Source organism: Paenibacillus sp. ATY16, assembly GCF_003399985.2.
Classification (GTDB): Bacteria; Bacillota; Bacilli; order Paenibacillales; family Paenibacillaceae; genus Pristimantibacillus; species Pristimantibacillus glycanilyticus.
Genome location: NZ_NMOK02000015.1, coordinates 192,636 through 211,139, shown reverse-complemented (window position 1 = coordinate 211,139; position 18,504 = coordinate 192,636). Strand labels below are relative to the sequence as shown.

20 protein-coding genes and 1 riboswitch are annotated in these 18,504 nt (G+C 51.4%); of the genes, 10 read left to right on the top strand and 10 right to left on the bottom strand.

What is annotated here, in order from left to right:
* Positions 1-104: 104 nt before the first annotated feature.
* Both CFI03_RS09380 and CFI03_RS09375 read left to right on the top strand, forming a co-directional pair.
* Positions 105-2,777 (top strand): CHASE3 domain-containing protein, encoded by a 2,673-nt coding sequence (locus CFI03_RS09380; protein WP_248757178.1) that lies wholly within the window; start codon positions 105-107, stop codon positions 2,775-2,777.
* A complete protein-coding gene (locus CFI03_RS09375) occupies positions 2,778-3,647 on the top strand; it encodes a CheR family methyltransferase (RefSeq protein ID WP_127495980.1) in 870 nt (289 codons plus the stop codon). It begins immediately after the preceding gene.
* Positions 3,648-3,821: 174 nt separating this feature from the next.
* Here CFI03_RS09375 and CFI03_RS09370 read toward each other — a convergent pair whose 3' ends face one another.
* From CFI03_RS09370 to CFI03_RS09340, 7 genes are all read right to left on the bottom strand, one after another.
* Positions 3,822-4,250 carry an ATP-binding protein gene (locus tag CFI03_RS09370; RefSeq protein ID WP_248757177.1) on the bottom strand — a complete coding sequence of 143 codons (429 nt, stop codon included), beginning with the start codon at positions 4,248-4,250 and terminating at the stop codon, positions 3,822-3,824.
* A 2-nt stretch (positions 4,251-4,252) separates the two neighbouring features.
* Positions 4,253-4,579, bottom strand: coding sequence for an STAS domain-containing protein (locus CFI03_RS09365; RefSeq protein ID WP_127495978.1), 327 nt, complete (start codon positions 4,577-4,579; stop codon positions 4,253-4,255).
* Positions 4,580-4,617: 38 nt separating this feature from the next.
* Positions 4,618-5,163, bottom strand: coding sequence for a hypothetical protein (locus CFI03_RS09360; RefSeq protein WP_127495977.1), 546 nt, complete (start codon positions 5,161-5,163; stop codon positions 4,618-4,620).
* 82 nt (positions 5,164-5,245) lie between these two features.
* Entirely contained in the window at positions 5,246-6,391 is a 1,146-nt protein-coding gene (locus CFI03_RS09355) for a fused response regulator/phosphatase (protein ID WP_248757176.1), read from the bottom strand.
* Between the two features lie 97 nt (positions 6,392-6,488).
* Entirely contained in the window at positions 6,489-6,890 is a 402-nt protein-coding gene (locus tag CFI03_RS09350; RefSeq protein ID WP_248757175.1) for a YflT domain-containing protein, read from the bottom strand.
* Positions 6,891-6,941: 51 nt separating this feature from the next.
* Positions 6,942-7,103, bottom strand: a complete 162-nt coding sequence (locus CFI03_RS09345) for a DUF1328 domain-containing protein (protein ID WP_127495974.1) — start codon at positions 7,101-7,103, stop codon at positions 6,942-6,944.
* Positions 7,104-7,304: 201 nt separating this feature from the next.
* Positions 7,305-8,063, bottom strand: a complete 759-nt coding sequence (locus CFI03_RS09340; protein ID WP_201004428.1) for a glycerophosphodiester phosphodiesterase — start codon at positions 8,061-8,063, stop codon at positions 7,305-7,307.
* 271 nt (positions 8,064-8,334) lie between these two features.
* Here CFI03_RS09340 and CFI03_RS09335 point away from each other — a divergent pair, with 271 nt between their 5' ends.
* The 8 genes from CFI03_RS09335 to CFI03_RS09300 all read left to right on the top strand — a co-directional run bounded on the left by CFI03_RS09335 (position 8,335) and on the right by CFI03_RS09300 (position 14,496).
* Positions 8,335-9,300, top strand: coding sequence for a carbohydrate ABC transporter permease (locus tag CFI03_RS09335; protein WP_248757174.1), 966 nt, complete (start codon positions 8,335-8,337; stop codon positions 9,298-9,300).
* Positions 9,297-10,136, top strand: a complete 840-nt coding sequence (locus tag CFI03_RS09330; RefSeq protein WP_248757173.1) for a carbohydrate ABC transporter permease — start codon at positions 9,297-9,299, stop codon at positions 10,134-10,136. The genes CFI03_RS09335 and CFI03_RS09330 overlap by 4 nt, the downstream gene beginning before the upstream one ends.
* 70 nt (positions 10,137-10,206) lie before the next feature.
* A complete protein-coding gene (locus CFI03_RS09325) occupies positions 10,207-11,616 on the top strand; it encodes an ABC transporter substrate-binding protein (RefSeq protein ID WP_127495970.1) in 1,410 nt (469 codons plus the stop codon).
* A gap of 156 nt (positions 11,617-11,772) precedes the next feature.
* The gene (locus tag CFI03_RS09320) at positions 11,773-12,627 is read left to right on the top strand and encodes an alpha/beta fold hydrolase (protein ID WP_248757172.1); all 855 of its coding nucleotides are present in this window, start codon (positions 11,773-11,775) and stop codon (positions 12,625-12,627) included.
* Positions 12,628-12,770: 143 nt separating this feature from the next.
* Positions 12,771-13,178, top strand: a complete 408-nt coding sequence (locus CFI03_RS09315; protein ID WP_248757171.1) for a VOC family protein — start codon at positions 12,771-12,773, stop codon at positions 13,176-13,178.
* 99 nt (positions 13,179-13,277) lie between these two features.
* Positions 13,278-13,493, top strand: a complete 216-nt coding sequence (locus tag CFI03_RS09310) for a cysteine-rich CWC family protein (RefSeq protein WP_248757298.1) — start codon at positions 13,278-13,280, stop codon at positions 13,491-13,493.
* A complete protein-coding gene (locus CFI03_RS09305) occupies positions 13,490-13,801 on the top strand; it encodes a DUF1806 family protein (RefSeq protein WP_248757170.1) in 312 nt (103 codons plus the stop codon). The genes CFI03_RS09310 and CFI03_RS09305 overlap by 4 nt, the downstream gene beginning before the upstream one ends.
* Positions 13,798-14,496, top strand: a complete 699-nt coding sequence (locus CFI03_RS09300) for a PIG-L family deacetylase (protein ID WP_248757169.1) — start codon at positions 13,798-13,800, stop codon at positions 14,494-14,496. The genes CFI03_RS09305 and CFI03_RS09300 overlap by 4 nt, the downstream gene beginning before the upstream one ends.
* A gap of 16 nt (positions 14,497-14,512) precedes the next feature.
* Here CFI03_RS09300 and CFI03_RS09295 read toward each other — a convergent pair whose 3' ends face one another.
* The 3 genes from CFI03_RS09295 to gpmA form a co-directional block, all read right to left on the bottom strand.
* On the bottom strand, positions 14,513-15,670 hold the full coding sequence (locus CFI03_RS09295) for an acyl-CoA dehydrogenase family protein (RefSeq protein ID WP_248757168.1): 1,158 nt from the start codon (positions 15,668-15,670) through the stop codon (positions 14,513-14,515).
* Between the two features lie 100 nt (positions 15,671-15,770).
* The gene (gene ade, locus CFI03_RS09290; protein WP_248757167.1) at positions 15,771-17,528 is read right to left on the bottom strand and encodes an adenine deaminase; all 1,758 of its coding nucleotides are present in this window, start codon (positions 17,526-17,528) and stop codon (positions 15,771-15,773) included.
* Positions 17,529-17,584: 56 nt separating this feature from the next.
* Positions 17,585-17,682: riboswitch (purine riboswitch) on the bottom strand.
* Between the two features lie 28 nt (positions 17,683-17,710).
* The gene (gene gpmA / locus CFI03_RS09285; RefSeq protein WP_248757166.1) at positions 17,711-18,457 is read right to left on the bottom strand and encodes a 2,3-diphosphoglycerate-dependent phosphoglycerate mutase; all 747 of its coding nucleotides are present in this window, start codon (positions 18,455-18,457) and stop codon (positions 17,711-17,713) included.
* Between the last annotated feature and the right edge of the window lie 47 nt (positions 18,458-18,504).

Sequence of the window (18,504 nt, the reverse complement as noted above, 5' to 3'; positions counted from 1 at the left end):
ACCCTAGAAATTTGTAAATGAAACAGCCGTGTAATTGTAGATATAATGGTATAATTAGTTTAAGAGATTAAGAGATTAAGAGATTAAGAGAGAAGGAGATTTCTATGCTTCGAGCATTCAAATTTAATATTAGAACCAAGATTGCAATCGGGTATTTCCTTATTCTTATTTGTTTAGGGGCTTCGATTGTAACGGTGACGGACCGTATAGAGGCACTGCAAAACGAAGTTGAAACGATAACTACCCGGGATGTCGAGGTTCACAACCTGATTGCTTCCATTCAATACGATGCGGTCAGCATGGAGACAGCCCAGCGCGGATATATCATTACGGGCGATGAAAGCTACCTGGATCCCTACGATAAAGGAAAGTCGCAGTGGGAGTCCAATTATAACAGCCTGTATGCTTACATCGCGGACAATTCAAGCACGCAGAAACAGCTGGAGGAAATCAAGTTGACCATCCAGGAATGGATCAGCAAAGCGGCAGAGCCGACAATCGCGATGAAAAGAGAAGGAAGAGAGGCGGATATTATCGCCTTCTTCCAGAATGACGTCGGCAAGCAGCGGATGGACAGCCTCCGTTCCAAATTCGATGCGATCGGCAATCAAGAGGTTCAGGCGACAAAGCTTCACATTATGGATCTGGAGAACAAAAACCGGATTCTTACCATAGGCATCTACCTGCTGCTGCTGGCTGCAACCATTATATCGTTTATGATCGTGTCGTTTGTGTCCGGTTCGATTGTCAAAACGATTAAGCAGGTCGTGGAGACGATTAAGGAAATCGCTTCTTCCGGCGGTAATCTGGCAACCCGGATTAAAGTTAATTCGAAAGACGAGATCAAGGATCTTGGGGATGCAACTAACGAGCTGCTTGCAAGCCTTGAGGCGAAAAGCTGGATTCAAGCCAAGGTTGCGGAGGTCGCAACGATGACGCAGGGGATTAACGACCTGCAGGTGCTTGCCCGGACGTTTCTGACGAAGGTCGCACCGATGGTTAACGCGTCTTACGGCGTGTTTTACATCCGGAAAGGAGCAGGCGATCAGCAGCGTCTGGAGAAGCTGGCCACTTACGCCAGCTCCGGGGAGGATGCGGGCAAGTCTGAAATCCGATTTGGAGAAGGGCTAGCAGGGCAATGCGCAATTGAAAAACGCATTTTCCTTATAAATCAGACGAAGGACCATGCTCCGCTTATTTCAACCGGACTTTTTCAGATGGAGCCGCGGAGTATACTAATCGTTCCCATTGAGTATGAAGACAGGCTGGAAGCCGTTATCGAATTCGCTTCGCTTGAATCATTCACCACCCAGCACCTGAAGCTGATGGAAGAGGTTGAGAAAGACTTCGGCATAGCGGTTAACAATGTGGCCGGACGTATGGAGGTCGAGCGTCTGCTAAGCGAATCTCAGGTATTGACCGAGGAATTGCAGATGCAGCAGGAAGAGATGCGGATGACAACCGAGCATCTGGAAGAGCAATATCTGGTGGCCGAGCAGAAGACGAAAGAGCTCGAGAAGGCAAAGGAAGAATTGGAGGATTACTCCGAGCAGCTGGAGAAAAGCTCGCAGTATAAGTCCAATTTCCTTGCGAATATGTCGCATGAGCTTCGCACGCCGCTCAATAGCATTCTCATTTTATCGCAGCTGCTGGCAGAAAATGAGAACCATACTTTAAGCGAAGACGAAGAAGGTTATGCTAAAGTTATCCATACTTCGGGAACGGATTTGCTCAAGCTCATCGACGATATTCTGGATCTGTCGAAGATTGAAGCGGGGAAAGTCATTTTGACCGTGGACGAAGTGAATCTCACCGAAATTCCGGAGCTTATGAAGCTGACCTTTAACCCAATAGCGGAAAAAAGAGGAGTAACTTTTGCAATTGACATGGCCGAGAACCTTCCTGCCGTTTGGTACACGGATGGCCAACGCCTGCAGCAAATTTTGAAAAATCTGCTGTCCAACGCCTTCAAGTTTACGGAGAAGGGCTCCGTTCGATTAGGATTTGATCATACGGATGACGGGATGCTGGCGATTTCCGTGACGGACACGGGTATCGGTATTCCTAAGGACAAGCAGAAGCTGATCTTTGAAGCCTTCCAGCAGGTGGACGGCAAGACAAACCGGATTTATGGCGGAACGGGACTAGGGTTGTCCATCTGCAACGAGTTTGTGAAGCTGCTGGGCGGGTCCATCAAGCTCGACAGTACGCTTGGTGAAGGCAGCTGCTTTACCGTCTATCTGCCTCTGCTTAGTCAAGAAATGGTTGATATCATTCAGATGGCTCAAATGGAAGCATCGGCGGCCATTGAGATTACGGGAACGGAGCAGCCAGAACAGACGCAGCCCTCTGGAGAGGAAGCAGCGGAGGAGCATGTCGCCGGCTGCGTGTTTGCAGGGAAGAAGGTGCTGCTGGTTGAAGACGACGCGCGCAATGTGTTTGCGCTCGTTAACGCGCTGGAGAACAAGAAGATGCAGGTGACGGTGGCGGGCAACGGCAGGGCGTGCATGGATCTTTTGAAAGAAAATAAAGACTTTGATCTTGTTCTGATGGACATTATGATGCCGCTTATGGATGGGTACGAGACGATGAGGGAGATGCGCAAGCAGCCGGAGCTGCAGGCCATGCCGATTATCGCCCTGACGGCTAAAGCGATGAAATCCGACCGTGATAAATGTCTCGAAGCGGGTGCTTCGGATTACATCAGCAAACCATTGCAGATGGATCAATTGTATTCGCTTATGCAGGTATGGCTGACGAAGCAGGTGGGGAGCTAAATGGACAATCAGCAGCACTTTGATTTACCGGATCATACGCTCGATGAACTGCCGGCCAACGAATGGGAAGACATTGAGATCGAACTGTTGATTGAAGGGCTGTTCCGTGCATACGGTTATGATTTCCGTCATTACTTAAGATCCTCCCTCAGACGGCGGATCCGGAACCGAATGTATATGGACGGCGTGCAGACCGTTACCGGAATGCTGGAAAAGGTTTTGCATGAGCCGGACTATGTCCATAAGCTGACCAATGATTTCTCCATCAAAGTAACGGAGATGTTCCGTGATCCAAGCTTTTTCCGGGCATTCCGCGAACGGGCGGTTCCGCTGCTGGACAAGCTGCCGGAAATCCGGATTTGGCATGCGGGCTGTTCAACTGGCGAAGAAGTATATTCCATGGCCATTCTGCTGCAGGAGCAAGGGCTGCTCGAGAAGGCCAGAATTTATGCGACCGATATGAGCGAGCGTGCCATTGAGCAGGCGAAGGAAGGAAAGTTTCCTCTTAAGCGGATGCAGACGTTTACCAAGAACTATTTGCAGGCCGGCGGAACAAAGGAATTCTCCGCTTATTACACGGTTGAAAGGGATTATGCGATATTTGACCCTTCCTTGGCGCAGCATGTGATGTTCGCCCAGCATAACCTGGCAACGGACAGTACGTTTAATGAATTTCATGTAATCCTATGCCGCAATGTCATGATTTACTTTAATCCCGAGCTGCAGGACCGCGTACACCGGCTGTTCCATGAGAGCTTAACCAAGGCGGGCATATTGGGACTTGGCAGCATGGAATACCTGATTGCTCCTTGGAAGCAGCATTACGAGGAGCTTGCCGACGGCGAGAGGTTGTTTGTAAAGAAGGATTAGCCTTATAAGGCTGGATGGTGATAGATCCGGCGCTTTCCCCAAAACGAACCATTATGAATATAATCAACGAGCTGATCAACTGAGGGCTTGAGCAACCTAAAACGAGGGCGATTGCGTTAAAGCAAAAGACCGGCGAATATTCGCCGGTCTTTATTTGGATTGTCTAGCATCCGTTTACGAATGCTCGCTTACATATTTGGTAAGAATCACTTCGGTGCTGCTTTCGTTTGACTGCACCAATACTTCGTCCATAAGAGCTTCCATCAAGTAAATGCCGAGCCCGCCAACCGGCAGCTCGCTGATTTCAATCCCTTGCAGGGGAGGGCTGGCGATCCCGGCTTCAGTATGCTCGAATGGAGGGCCGTCATTCTTGACAATAATCGTGATGCCCGCCTCGGAGGGCTGGAAGGTAACGTCAATCAGGCTGCCGCCTTCCTTCTCGGAGCCTCCATGCAGCACGGCATTCGTGCAAGCCTCGGATACCGCGACCTTCATATCTTCGATGTCTTCGTAGGAGAAATTCAGTTTGGACGCAATACCGTAAAGACACACTCTAACGATATCGATATAATCGGCATGGGAAGGGATTTGTAATCTTATCATGATTATCCCTGTGTCCCTTCCGATAAATAACCGGATATGCCCGTCAAATCAAACAAACGTTGAATGGACGGGGGAATATCTTTGACCGAGAATGGCGCATTAATGCCGTCACGGTATTTGAGCACGGATACGATAATGCCGATGCCCGTGCTGTCGATGTATTTCAAATCGCGAAGATTAAGCACGAGACCGCGGTCCGTCCGCTCCATCAGCGGCTCCAACGCGGCTCTAAGCTGAGTAACGACCGATAGGTCGAGCTCTCCGCCAAGCGATAAAATATAGCTGTCGTTTGTTTCTTTTTGCTCAATCTGGAATTGCTGAGACTTCATTTCATCCACTCCGATCCTTATATTAAGATAGTCCTCCGTTAGACGGAGGAGATATGGTAATAAGCGATAGATTCAAGAGTTCCGGTATCGTAGTTGATAAACAGCTTCAGGACATTCTCCCGGCGTTCGTATACAATACCGTCCTCTGCCTTATAATCAGGTTCGCCGAGCGCGTCGATTAACGCTTCGATCGAGACAGGGATTTCTTCGTCATCGATCCAGATAGTGCTTGCGCTGCCGCTTACCTTGATTTCATCCATGATGCCGTCACGGAATACGATGTCCATGTTGGGATATTCGTAGGTTTCCATCTCCGTTAACCATTCATCTTGGTTGATTTGGTTCGGTTCGCCGAGCATGCGTTCGACGGTTATTTTATCATCGTAAAGAGAAAGCCCGTTGACGGATTGCAGCCGGAAGTCGGATACCGTATAGTCCGCATGCGAGACGGTCGCCCATTCGGAAGCTGCTCCCGTGGTCGTTGCCTGCGGCTCTTGCACGGGATGGGGAAGAGACATGTAAGCAAGCGGCACGACGCCGATAATTCCTCCTGCAAGGTAACATGCTATAAATGCATTCTTCATAAGTTATCCCTCCAGCCGTTGTCATTTGCTTTACTATCAAATACCCGGGAAGTGGGCAGTTGAAACAGGCTGGAGTAAAAAATTATTTCGTATACAAGGTTACAAGACAAATATCGTCCTTCTGCACGGTGCCGCTATCCTGCGGGATCATGGCGGCTACAAGCCCCGATGGATCTAATTGATCATTATTTCCCATCCAATCGATTAACGTTTCGTTGGAGGGCTCCTCACCGGTTAACGCTGCAATACCGTCGGTTAATCCGTCCGTATACAAGACGATTCTTGCATCCCGCTCATATTGGAGACTGCCTTTGCTTACCTTCAGCTTATTAAATAAACCGATAGCGCTGCAGCAAGGCTCAAGCAAGGCGGGCTTGCCGTCCAGGAAGGCGATTCCCGGGGGATGGCCTGCATTAACGTATTCAATCGTTTTGTTCTCCACGTCAAGCACCAAATAAATGGCGGTAAAATAGTAGTTCATCAGTTCATCCTTGATATGCAGCTGATTCATGTAACGGTTAAGCTCATGCATCACTTGTTCCATATCGTTTATGCGCGTTATCGTATCCCGAAGCACGGACGAAATGTACATGCAGACAAGGGAAGAGGAGATGCCGTGGCCCATCATATCCAGAAGGATTACGCCGTATCGGTTCTTGTCGATCCGATACCAATTATAGAAATCCCCCGCCAGCTCCGAAGAAGGCTGGTAGACGGCGTTAATCCGCATATTCTCATCGTCAATCTCCGTGCTGAGTACGCTGAGCTGCACCTGCTTGGCCAGCTCCAGATTATATCTCATATTTTTGTCGCGTTCTTTGTGCCGGTCGATTTCCTGCTTCAGCCGCATCGCCGAGCGGATGCGGGCAAGCAGTTCCATGCGGTTGATCGGCTTCATGACGTAATCGCAGGCTCCGGCATCGAGTGCTTCGGCCATTTTGTTCGAATCGCCAACCGCGGTTACGAATATGATGGGGATGTCTTTGTAACGGCAGTCCCGCAATACCGCGCGGCATGCTTCGATTCCGTCGATGTCCGGCATCATCATATCCATCAGAATGAGCTCGACATCCAGGTCTGCTGAGGTAGTGGAGCCTCCTATGCCAAGCATATCGTAAAGCTCATGGGCTGACGAGGCCGTTAATAGATTCCGATAACCGGCCTTATTCAGGATGGTCTGTATGATAAGCTGGTTGGTCGCGTTATCGTCAACAATGATAATACTCATCCGGGAGCACTCCTTTCTTTGTTTCTATTCTTTTAACACTATACCATAGATCAAAGACCTACCCGTAGGAGTAGGCCTTTGATTTTGGATTGCTCGGTTATAAACGGTATTCCGGATAGTAGTAGACGGAGGAGTCGTATTCGTCATCCTTATACTCTTTGCCGCCCCAAGCGATAACCAGAATTTTATCCCTGTCCATCTCTTTTTCCAGATGCTCCGCGTATTGCTTCGAGATCCCAAGCGATCTCATCTTGGCGCGAAGCTCATTGCCGGTGGAGCGGAAAATGTTGGCGATAGCCGTTCCGACGCCTTCCGCCGCTACGGTGATTTGCTCGGCGTTGGTATTTTTAGCAATGCGTTCCGTACGGTCCTTATCGTGAGTCAGTACAAAGATATTCTCTCTCGCATAGCCGTCACGTTCGAAGCGGTGAACCTGCTCCTGTACCTCCAGCATGTTGTTGACCGTGTGTACTCTTGTCGTCATGGTTTGAGTTGTCATTGTAATTCCTCCTCGATTTTAATTAAATTGTTGTGTTACGATGCTTGCGGGTTATGCTCGTCTTCGTCCCAGTATCAGAGAAGCGATAAAGAGGACGATAAAGACCACGAATAGAATTTTCGCAATACCCGCAAGTGCGGAGGCGATGCCCAGAAATCCGAACAGGCCAGCGACGACTGCGAAGATAAAGAAGAGTAGAGCCCATCCTAACATATGAATCACCTTTCTTTCGATTGGATACTTGCTTGTTTTGTCTGTCTTGCTTGTCTTGCTTGATAGGTATTTAACCATGATAGCGGAAGGTGAAACATCTTCTTCCTTAAAAAGTCGGTCAAGTATTTTACTTCATTAATAGTCAAATAAAAAACAGCCTGCAGGGGATTATCCCTGCGGGCTGTTTGACATGCCAGGCGGTTAAATTCGGTTAAGATGCTCGTTCAAGAGACCCGGAAAATCGGTAATAATGCCCGTTACGCCGATGGAAATCAGCTTGTCCCATTCGGCGGGATGATTGGCCGTGTAAGGATAGATCTGAAGTCCGGCCGCGAGGGCGTCCTCGGTATCCCGGGCTCCGATATGGCCATGATGGGGATGAAGAGACCATACCTCCGTCTCCAGCAGCGCCGCGTACGTAGCATGATGAATGAGGTCGGCGGCATAGAGCAGTCCGATACGGAGCTCCGGCTCTGCCTGCTTCAGCCTTAGAAGCAGCTTATGATCGAACGAAGAGACAACGGTGCGCTCCAGGCGGCCTTCGCCGCGGAGATAATCCAGCAGTACCTGGTCGAGAAGGGAGCCTGCGGAATCCTTGACTTCGACATTGATTTCGATGTGTTCGGGCAGCAAATCGTATACTTCCTCCAGGAACGGAACTTTCTCGCCGGCAAAAGAAGGCGAGAACCAGCTTCCCGCATCCGCCTTGCGGATGACTTCCGAATGCAGCAAGCGGATCGCTCCGGAGCCGTCCGTTGTCCGGTCCAGCGTATCGTCATGGCAGACAATAAGCTTGCCGTCCTCCGACAGGTGAATATCCAGCTCTACCATATGGCTGCCTTGCTCGGCCGCAAGCCTGAAGCTTGCTAGCGTATTCTCGGGTGCTTCTCCGGCTGCGCCTCTATGTCCAATGACAATGGGGCTGCTTGCATGAATATTTGGCTCGATTTCCCTCGACATTCTTTAGTTCCCTCCCAGTCTGGCTCCAACGACATCCAATGGATTACCCTATCGCTTGCCTTCATTATAGGTCGGGACGGTTAACTTGTCCCTCACTGATTATAAATCTAAAGAAAATCTTTAGAAAGACAGGTTTATTTTCAAGTAAGCGTTGTCACATTTCCTAATCTTAATAAAACGCTGACATAGGAGTTACAAATGGCGGTTATTCTTGGACTTGCCAAGCCATATCAGGTTCAGCAATTTCTTGAAAGGGCGGTTGTAGCCACACATGAATTCGTCACTCTATTCAGACAAATCCGAGCCGGTCTTGTCTCCGGCATCCGCGGCAGCGCCTGACAGCCGGATCAACGCGGGCATGCTGAGAAGAATGCGGGAGCATCTCCTCGGGTACCTGTTTTTGGCGCCAAGCGTGGCTATATTCATCCTGTTCTTCTTCTATCCGATGGCTCGCTCCGTTTATCTGAGTTTTCAACTTACCGACCCCCGCGGCAGGGTGGCCGCCTATGCCGGATGGGACAATTATTCGCGCATGATGGAATCATCTGCCTTCTGGAACAGCCTCTGGATCACGGTGAAATTCACGCTGATGACAGTGCCAGCCGGTCTTATCCTCGGCTTGCTATGCGCCAGCCTTGTTCACTCCGCAGGCAAAGGGAGCAAGCTGTTCCGCTTTATTTTCTCGCTTCCGCTGGCGCTCTCCGTCGGAACGGCATCCATTCTGTGGATGATTCTGTACCACCCGTCGCTAGGCATGCTCAACTATTTGCTTGGGCAGATCGGCTTCGGACAAGTCCAATGGCTGACCGATCCGGGTGCGGCGCTTGATTCCGTCTCTCTTATGACGGTATGGATGAACTCCGGATTTCCGTTCGTCCTGCTTCTGGCAGCTATTCAGGGGCTGGATAACGATATCATGGACAGCTCGCGAATCGACGGTGCATCCATGTGGAGAACGTTTTTCTCGATCAAGCTTCCGCTGCTGTCGCCAACGCTTTTCTTCCTTGCGGTTGTGTCGATCATGAGCGCCTTCCAATCATTCGGACAAATCAATATTTTGACCAGGGGAGGACCGGCGGGTTCAACCGATGTGCTGGTGTACTCCATCTACCGTGAAGCCTTTATCAACTATCAGTTCGGCACCGGCAGCGCGCTGGCGATCGTCCTGTTTATTCTGATGCTTCTGCTGACGGCCGTACAATTTCTAGTCCTCGGAAAGAAGGTGCATTACCAGTGAAGGCTTTCGGTCATCCGCGCAGTCCATACCGCTTATTCAGCCTTTACGGCCTGCTCGTCCTGCTGTCGCTGTTAGTGCTGGCACCGCTGCTTTACTTGCTTGCCCAAATCTTCATGACGCCGGACGAAGCAAGCCAATTTCCGCCCAAGATTCTTCCTTCCGGTCTTTATGTGGGGGAGCTGAAGAACGCCATCGATACCGTGCCGATATTCGGCTTTATTCTCAACAGCTTTGTTCTGGCGGTCTCAATTATGATTCTTCAGGTGCTGACGGCGGCGCTGGCCGCTTACGCATTTGTGTATATCCGGTTCGCCGGCAGCCGGTTCTGGTTCGCTTTATTTATCAGCACCATGATGATTCCATGGGAAGTTACGATTATTCCCAATTATTTGACCGTGAAAAGCTGGGGATGGCTCGATTCGTTTCAAGGGCTTATCGTACCGTTTGCCGCTTCGGCGTTTGGCGTGTTCCTGCTTCGCCAGTTCTTCATGCAGCTGCCGCGCGAGCTTTTTGAAGCGGCGCGCATCGACGGCTGCGGGCATTTCCGCCATTTCACGTCCATCGTGCTTCCCTTATCCGGACCGGCTGCCGCATCGCTTGCGGTGTACGTATTCTTAAACGGATGGAATCAATACTTGTGGCCGCTGCTCGTTACAAGCAGCGACGCCATGCGAACGGTACAGATCGGAATCGCGATGCTCCAGTTCGAGGAGCTGACAAGCTGGAATCTGGTGCTGTGCGGAGTCGCGCTTGTGTTGGTTCCGTCGTTTGTCCTGCTGGCACTCGGCCTGAAGCCGCTTGTGCGGGGAATTACGGCCGGCGCGGTGAAGGGTTGATCTTACGGGGTACTTGTCCTATCGGACTTGCCATATAGAAAACATTATTTCAAGGGAGAGAAAAGAAACCATGGTTAAACGCAATTGGAAAATGGTATTGCCTGTGGCGGCTATGCTCGTGCTGCCTTTATCAGCTTGCGCATCGAATCCGAATAACGGAGGTAACGAACCGTCGCCTACCGTCTCGGCTTCCAATACGGAGACCAGCGCCAATGCGGGCGCAGCTTCCACCGAGCCGGCCAAAGAGCCTGTCAAAGTAGTCTGGTGGCATTCCATGAGCGGCGAGCTCGGCACAGCCGTGGACAAGCTGGTCAGCGATTTCAACGCTTCGCATCCCGATATCAAGGTAGAAGGCGTCTTCCAGGGCACCTACGACGAGAGCTTGAACAAGCTGAAGGCTTCCATGGATTCGAAGTCCGGACCTTCCTTAATCCAAGTGTACGAGATCGGTTCGAAATTCATGATCGATTCCGGCGCCGTTACGCCGGTGCAGCAGTTCATCGACGAAGAGAAGTACGACTTGTCTTCGCTTGAGCCGAATATTGCTAAATACTATACGTTTGACGGTAAGCAGTACTCCATGCCTTTCAACACCTCCAATCCGATTCTTTACTATAACAAGGACCTGTTCGAAAAAGCCGGTCTTGATCCAAACAAGCCGCCTGCGACTTACGAAGAAGTAGCAGCCGACGCTAAAAAATTGACCGGGAACGGCGTAACGGGAGCATCCTTCGCCATCTACGGCTGGTTTATGGAGCAGCTTCTGGCTAATCAAGGCAAGGACCTTATCAATAACGGGAACGGCCGCGAGAGCGCCGCTACGGAATCGCTCGTAAACCAGGAAGCAGCCGTAAATACGCTCACTTGGTGGAAAGGCATGGTCGACAATAAATCGGTTCTGAATCTCGGACGCAAAACGGATGACACGAAAAAAGCGTTCCTGGCGGGCCAAATCGCCATGACGCTGGACTCGACGGCTTCGCTGCGCGGCATTGTTGACGGCGCGGCAGGCAAGTTTGAAGTAGGCACGGCTTTCCTGCCTAAGCCTGACGCTTCCTCCGAGGGCGGCGTTGTCATCGGCGGCGCGAGCAACTGGATTCTGAACAACAAGCCGGCGGAAGAGCAGAAGGCCGCTTGGGAATTCATGAAATACCTGGCTGAGCCGGCCGTGCAAGCGGAATGGCATATTAATACCGGTTACTTCCCGATTACGACAAAAGCTTACGACGAGCAGATTGTAAAGGATAACCTGGCGAAATATCCGCAGTTCCAGACCGCTGTTGACCAGCTTCATGCCTCCAAGCCAAGCACGGCAAGCCAAGGCGCCGTAATGGGCGTGTTCCCTGACGCTCGTCAGACGGTTGAAGGCGCGATTGAAGAAGTGTTCACGGGCAAGAAGGACGTTAAGGCTGCGCTTGACGGCGCAGCAAAACAAATTACGGAGAAAATCGATATCTACAATAAAACGGTATCGAAATAATGCGGCGAAGAACAGCTCTGGAGCTAAGCGCTCCAGGGCTGTTTTTTTGTTTTGAGCAAATAAATTCAGAATTGTCTGATAATAGTGTTTCAACGAATCGATAGCTGGTTAAGTAATGACATGATAGCATTTCAAATCGAAAAGGATGTGGGATCGATGGATAAGCATAAGGTAAATGTCAATGGCATCGATATGGTATATGAAGAATGTGGCAAGGAAAACGAAAAAGCGATTATTCTGCTTCACGGTTTTTGCGGATCGTCCCATTATTGGCATAATGTTTGTCCGCTGCTGACCGATCACTACCGTGTCATTATGCCGCAGCTGAGGGGTCATGGCGAGACATCGGTACCAGACAATGTGTATACGATGGAAGTGATGGCCGATGATATAAATGCATTGATCGAAAAGCTTGGAATCGAGAAAACCGTTGTATTCGGTCATTCTCTAGGCGGCTATGTAACGCTGGCCATTGCGGATAAATACCCTGACAAGCTGGCCGGTTTCGGACTGATTCATTCCACCGCCCTGCCGGACACGGAAGAAGTGAAGAGGAAAAGGTACCAGGATATCTCCTTCATCCAGAAGGAAGGGATCGAGCCTTACGTACACGAGCTGATTCCGAAGCTGTTCAAGGAATCCAAGAGGCAAGATATGCCTGATGAGGTGGAAAAGGTTAAAGAGGCCGGACTCAAAATGTCTGCAAAGGGAGCTATTCATACGCTTGAAGGCATGATGATGAGGCCGGACCGAAGCGCGATGCTGCATGAAGCCAAGTACCCGATTCTGCTTGTCGCCGGCGCGGAGGATGAGGTGGTATCCCCGGACGATACGTTCTCCGTCAATGAAAAAGAGACGCCGAAGACAACCTACGAATATCCGCATATTCAGGAAAATACGTTCGAAGGCGTTGCGCATATGAGTCTGGTCGAAGCTCCCGAGCAGCTGGCCAGGGTTATCGCTAACTATCTTAGAACGCTAAGCGAGAAGGAGCCCGTGAGGGCGTTGTAAAAACGAATAGAAATGTTCAAACCGTGCAGGCTCAGCGCCTGCACGGTTTTTGCTGTTTTTCAGTAAACCTGCTCGAAAAACAATGAGTTGTGGGTTAGAATAAGTGGGCAAGATTATTATCGACAAAGGAAGTGCATAGTCAGATGGCAAAGCTCACACCGTATTTTTACTCCGAGGACGCGAAAACGCAAGCCGGATTTTACGTGCAGGCTCTTGGCGGTAAAATCATCAATCAAATGACGTATGGGCAAGCTCCGGGTACGGACGAATCGATAAAGGACAAAATCATACATATGGTTTTTCAAGCTGCAGGCGTTACCTTCTACATTGCCGATACGATGCACGAGCCTCCGGGACGCAGTACGAGCTTTGATCTGAACCTCGAATTCAAGACGGACGAGGAAGCTCAGCAAGCCTTCGCCAACCTGTCGGAAGGCGGACGGGTGATCATGCCGCTGGAGAAGCAGTTCTGGGGTACGCTGTTTGGCCGGGTAGAAGACAAATTCGGCATCAAATGGCAGATCAGCACGGAGCCGAAGCCGCAAGGCTAATGATGGGAATCCTGACTATCCGCAGCTCCAGCTTGGGAGGAACGCTCGGATAGTCTTTTTACGATAGAGGTTTTCTCATAAGGAGAGGGAAACAAAGTGATGGCAAACGAATGTCCGATCTGCAAGGGGAACAATCAATGCGGCAATCTGCAAGGACTGCCGGCCGGGGAATGCTGGTGCAGCAAAGAGGTTTTTCCGCAAAAGGTGTTTGAACAGATTCCGTCTGAATTAATGGGAAAAGCCTGCGTATGCCAAGCATGTCTGGAAAGGCTGAAGCGGGAATCGAAGGAAGAGTCCGGGGAGAGGCAATCATGAATACGATAAATCCATTAGAAGTAGAGAATTTGCTGCGAACGTTCATTGGGGAAGAGATTTACGTCCATAGCGAAGCAACATCCTACGTTTTTGTGCGGAACTTCAAGATGAAGCTTACGCAGGCTTTTACAGCCGGGGAGGGGCCGTTCCGGCTCGCTTTGCGATTCGATGAAATTGGGTGGCTGCGAATGGAAGCGCTCACGCATTACGAGCTTGATGCGGAGGGACGGCTGCTGCTGGCCGGCTACGATGACAGAGGACGGATGAATGTTGCGCTGCACCTCGGAAAGGAGCCGTTTGCGGAATGAGTACAGAGCCAAGAAAGCTGCTCGCCGTATTTGCCCATCCGGATGACGAGTCTTTTATTTGCGGCGGTACGTTAGCGAAGTATGCTGACAGCGGCGTAGAGATTACGCTTGTCAGCGCAACAAGAGGCGAGATGGGCAGGCGAATGGGCAATCCGCCGTATTTGAACCGCGAGACGATGGCCGCGGCCCGCGAGCAGGAGCTTCGGGAAGCGTGCGAATGCCTTGGAGTGAAGCATCTGCATTTCTTCGATATTCGCGATAAAACGGTGGAGTTCGCGGATCCGGATCAATTAGCGGACCGCATAGCCGGATTCATACGGGAAGTTAATCCCGATGCCATTCTTACTTTTCATGAGAAATGGGGAGGGCATCCGGATCATTGCGCGATTGGCAAAGCTACGATAGAAGCGCTTGCCCGCACGGGACTTGCGATAGCCTTGTATTTCATTTCGTTCGGGGATTCGCTGGCCTATCCCGAGGCTTATGGTTATACGCAGGAGGAGATAGCCCGGATTGACGTAAGCCGCTATAAAAAAGCGAAGCTTGCGGCTTTCCGCGCGCACCGCTGCCAGACGGAAATCGATGAATGGGTATGGCTGCCTGACCGTCAGGCCATGGGCCATTTCGGGGATCATGAATATTTCATCAAAGGAAACAAAGAGGCGCTCAAACTCGGCAAAGCCGATTTGTTCTAGCGCCTCTTGGAGAACCTTATTCAAATTCGCTTAAAGCCGTCGCCGCCAGATTTTGAATGACGACATTGTCCATCGGCGGATTATGCAGTCCGGCCCGGACATCCCGGTAATAACGCTCGAGCGGCTGCTGACGGGATAAGCTGGTGCCGCCGACGATCCGCATGGCCAGATCAACAATCTTGATGGCATTATTGGTAGCCGCGTATTTCGCGAGACCCAGGTCAGCTTTCAAAGCTGGCCTGTTTTCCGTTTCCCGGTCCCAGCGTTCCGCGATCGAATAGAGCATCGTATGGGCGGTGCGAAGCTCAAGCTCCATCTGGCCAATCGTATGCTGGACGGAAGGAATAGACGAGATCGGCTTATCCATCTGTCCGGGCTTATAGGAGTTAGCGAACGACAGGGCATAATCTCTCGCAGCTAGCGCGATGCCAAGATAGCAGGCCGGAATATGCAGCAGCCAGCCGCCTCCGTCATCCGTCCCTTTCCCGGTAAGCCGGTGATCGGCGGGAACAAAGACTTGATCCAGCACAACATCGTGGCTTCCGGTCGCGCGCATGCCAAGCGTATCCCACGTTTCGATGATGGAGACCTGCTCGTCCCGGCTCACCATGAAATCGCTAACGCTGTCCTCGTCCGGAATATAAGCGGTTACGACAAACCGGTCGAGGATGGGGGACAACGTACTAAAGGTTTTGCGCCCCGATATAAGCCATCCTCCCGGGACGGCGGTTGCGGTTGTTTCGGGCCTGCCGCCCCGGCTGGGACTGCCGGAGGCCGCTTCGCTGGCGAAGGTGTTGATCATCGCTCCGTATTTGACAACGGCCGCGCATAGGTCTGCGAAGACAGGCTCCTGCCATTTTCGTGAAGTGCGCAGATGCAGCATTTGTCCCATATGCCAGCCAACCGCAAGCGCTGTAGAACCGTCGCCGTATGCCAGCCTTTCCTGCAGCATGACCATCTCATAGAGAGAAATTTCTTCTCCGCCGTAAACTTTGGGAACCGTAAGCTTCAAATATCCCGCCTCGCGCAAGTCCGCGAAATTATCAAACGGAAACGAACCTTCACGGTCGTGCCGGGATGCTCTTTCCGCGAAAGCAGCCGCCAATTTATCTACTTGCCATACCCGGGCTTGTTCCTCTTCGTTCCGGATATATTGATCTACCCAACGAGTCATCTATTTTCGCTCCTCTTATAATGAATATTTCACAAATAAGGGCTGTACTGCAGGCTGTATGCCTTACCTTATTATAGCAAGCAGAGGAGACGTGTCGCTATCAGGCTTGAACTCCGATATGACGGTTTGACGCGAATTCGAACAAGCCTTTGTCCGTTATCTTGAGCTCGGGGATGACCGGGAGAGCCAGGAAGGATAACGTCAGGAACGGGTTGAAGGCATCCGGTGCGCCAATCGTGCGAAGCGCCGCATAGAGGCCAAGCATTTGTTGATTCACTTCGCTATAGCTTTGTTCGGACAGCAGGCCTCCGACTGGCAGGGATAAGGAAGCAAGAACTTCACCGTCCGCGACAACCGCGAGCCCGCCGTTCAACGCAGCCACATGACCGATAGCAAGCAGCATGTCTTCATCGGTTACGCCTGCGCATATGATATTGTGCGAATCATGGGCTACCGACGATACGATCGCGCCTTTGCGGAGGCCAAAGCCCTTTACAACCGCAAGCCCGATATTGCCGGTCCGGTGATGACGTTCAACGACGGCAAGCTTAAGCTGGTCGCGTTCGGTCGAAGGAAGGAACCGCAGCTGCCCATCCCTTGCTACCTGTTCCTTCAAATGCCGGGTCACAAGAGAGTTCGGAATAATCCCGATAACATGACAGGTATCGGACGCGAGCGGAAGCTCAAGAGCATCCGGCCGGAGCGGCTTCATTCCCGCTTTTATATCGGATGAATGCATCGGTTCCAGGGAGGCTTGCGCAGCGCTTACGTTAAAGGCCTCCTCCCGAAGAGTTCCGTTGCGAAATACGCATACACCTTCCTTAAATACCTGGCTGATCGCCAGCTTCTCCAGATCATCAACGATCACGAGATCGGCTTTATAGCCGGGAGCAATGGCGCCTTGACCGCGAAGACCAAAGCATTCCGCGGCGTTTAGGGTTGCCATCTGGATGGCGGTAACCGGATCAAGCCCTTTGCTCACGGCCAGCCGGATGCTGTAGTCGACGCTTCCTTCCTCAAGCAGATCGTCAATGAGTTTATCATCCGTTACGAACAGACATCTCCGGCTGTTCCCGGCGTTAACGGCAGGAAGGAGCGCCTCCAGGTCCTTGGCCACGGTACCTTCGCGGATCATCAGATACATGCCCAGCTCGAGCCGGTGCCTTGCTTCTTCCGCGTCTATCGCTTCATGATCCGTGCGGATGCCCGCGGCCATATAGAGATTGAGTTGATCCCGGTCAATCCCGGCGGCGTGACCGTCGATATGCGCATGAAGCTCGTTCGCGTCAGCCAATTTGCTGATCATGCCGGGATTGCCGGCTGCAAGAGCGGGAAAGTCCATCACTTCAGCCAATCCAAGCACTTTGGGATGCGCGTAGAATGGGCGAAGCTCCTCCGCTTCTAGAGTTGCGCCGCTTGTCTCGAACGGGGTAGAGGGTACGCAGGACGGAAGATTGACGTAAATGTCGAGGGGAAGTCCTGCGGATTGGTCAAGCATGTATTGAATGCCTTTGCCGCCCATCACGTTAGCCATTTCATGCGGGTCGGTCACAACGGCCGTAACGCCATGCTGCAGAACAACCTTCGCGAATTCGCGCGGCGTCAGCATCGAGCTCTCGATATGCACATGCCCGTCAATCAAGCCGGGAATAATCCATTGCTCTGCCGCGTCAATGACTTCCGAGCCTTCCGTGTACCGGCCGATCCCCGCGATCACTCCGTCCGCGATTGCGATATCGCCGGACATTATGCTGCCTGTAAACACGTTTACGATTTTTCCGTTTCGTATAATAAGATCTGCCGCAGCGCGTTTGGCTGCTACGTCGATTCGATTCGTGAGTTTGTCTTTTGTATGCATGACAGCTATTCTCTCCTTTTTTATACTAAAATAAAAAAACTCCCGATTACCGCCGATGCTGAAAGAAGCATGCTGGTAATCGGGAGTTTACGGTTCCCGGTAGAAACCCTCGGCCCGTATTGCCGAGGTTATACGCAATATTGGATTCTATTGTAGAAGATGGACAACGGGAATGCAACTGCTTATTTTGTCGCAGGAGCGATATGCGTCGGAATCTGGCCGTTCGGATACGGGCCTTCCCAGCCGAGATAGTAATGGCGGATCGGCTTCAGTTCATCATCCAGCTCGTACAAAAGCGGAATACCTGTCGGGATATTCAGATCTGCAATGCCGTCCGGCGGAATTTGGTCCAAATATTTAACCAGCGCCCGCAGCGTGTTCCCGTGGGCGGCTATAATAACCTGTTTTCCGGAGGAAACAGCGGGAGCGATTTCGGCATTCCAATACTTCAGAACCCGTGCCTCCGTGTCTTCCAGGTTTTCCGTTAACGGAAACTCGCCTTCCTTGAGTCCGATGTAACGAGGGTCGGCAGCAACGTATCGCGGGTCGGTTACATCGAGTGCCGGAGGACGGACATCAACCGATCTGCGCCATAAATGCACCTGCTCCTCTCCGTATTTGGCGGCGGTTTCCGCCTTGTTCAGCCCTTGCAGCGCGCCGTAATGCCGTTCGTTCAGCATCCAGCTTTTCTGCTCCGGTATCCATAAGAGATCCATCTCCTGAAGGATAATCCATAAGGTTCGGATGGCGCGTTTCAAGACGGAGGTATAGGCGATGTCGAAGACGTAGCCGTGTTTTTTCAGGATTTCTCCGGCTTCCCGGGCTTCATCCAGACCTTGCGTTGACAGGTCCACATCGGTCCAGCCCGTGAACCGATTCTCGACATTCCATACGCTTTGCCCATGGCGGATCAGGACGATTTTTTTCATGAGGCGACCTCCTTTCCAAAGTTTGCTTATCTCTATAATGTTTCCAA

Excerpts from the sequence above, each read along its gene's own strand:
- CFI03_RS09380 (WP_248757178.1), top strand. The coding sequence starts at position 105 with ATGCTTCGAGCATTCAAATTTAATATTAGAACCAAGATTGCAATCGGG.
- CFI03_RS09375 (WP_127495980.1), top strand. The coding sequence starts at position 2,778 with ATGGACAATCAGCAGCACTTTGATTTACCGGATCATACGCTCGATGAA.
- CFI03_RS09370 (WP_248757177.1), bottom strand. The coding sequence starts at position 4,250 with ATGATAAGATTACAAATCCCTTCCCATGCCGATTATATCGATATCGTT.
- CFI03_RS09365 (WP_127495978.1), bottom strand. The coding sequence starts at position 4,579 with ATGAAGTCTCAGCAATTCCAGATTGAGCAAAAAGAAACAAACGACAGC.
- CFI03_RS09360 (WP_127495977.1), bottom strand. The coding sequence starts at position 5,163 with ATGAAGAATGCATTTATAGCATGTTACCTTGCAGGAGGAATTATCGGC.
- CFI03_RS09355 (WP_248757176.1), bottom strand. The coding sequence starts at position 6,391 with ATGAGTATTATCATTGTTGACGATAACGCGACCAACCAGCTTATCATA.
- CFI03_RS09350 (WP_248757175.1), bottom strand. The coding sequence starts at position 6,890 with ATGACAACTCAAACCATGACGACAAGAGTACACACGGTCAACAACATG.
- CFI03_RS09345 (WP_127495974.1), bottom strand. The coding sequence starts at position 7,103 with ATGTTAGGATGGGCTCTACTCTTCTTTATCTTCGCAGTCGTCGCTGGC.
- CFI03_RS09340 (WP_201004428.1), bottom strand. The coding sequence starts at position 8,063 with ATGTCGAGGGAAATCGAGCCAAATATTCATGCAAGCAGCCCCATTGTC.
- CFI03_RS09335 (WP_248757174.1), top strand. The coding sequence starts at position 8,335 with ATGAATTCGTCACTCTATTCAGACAAATCCGAGCCGGTCTTGTCTCCG.
- CFI03_RS09325 (WP_127495970.1), top strand. The coding sequence starts at position 10,207 with ATGGTTAAACGCAATTGGAAAATGGTATTGCCTGTGGCGGCTATGCTC.
- CFI03_RS09320 (WP_248757172.1), top strand. The coding sequence starts at position 11,773 with ATGGATAAGCATAAGGTAAATGTCAATGGCATCGATATGGTATATGAA.
- CFI03_RS09315 (WP_248757171.1), top strand. The coding sequence starts at position 12,771 with ATGGCAAAGCTCACACCGTATTTTTACTCCGAGGACGCGAAAACGCAA.
- CFI03_RS09310 (WP_248757298.1), top strand. The coding sequence starts at position 13,278 with ATGGCAAACGAATGTCCGATCTGCAAGGGGAACAATCAATGCGGCAAT.
- CFI03_RS09305 (WP_248757170.1), top strand. The coding sequence starts at position 13,490 with ATGAATACGATAAATCCATTAGAAGTAGAGAATTTGCTGCGAACGTTC.
- CFI03_RS09300 (WP_248757169.1), top strand. The coding sequence starts at position 13,798 with ATGAGTACAGAGCCAAGAAAGCTGCTCGCCGTATTTGCCCATCCGGAT.
- CFI03_RS09295 (WP_248757168.1), bottom strand. The coding sequence starts at position 15,670 with ATGACTCGTTGGGTAGATCAATATATCCGGAACGAAGAGGAACAAGCC.
- ade (WP_248757167.1), bottom strand. The coding sequence starts at position 17,528 with ATGCATACAAAAGACAAACTCACGAATCGAATCGACGTAGCAGCCAAA.
- gpmA (WP_248757166.1), bottom strand. The coding sequence starts at position 18,457 with ATGAAAAAAATCGTCCTGATCCGCCATGGGCAAAGCGTATGGAATGTC.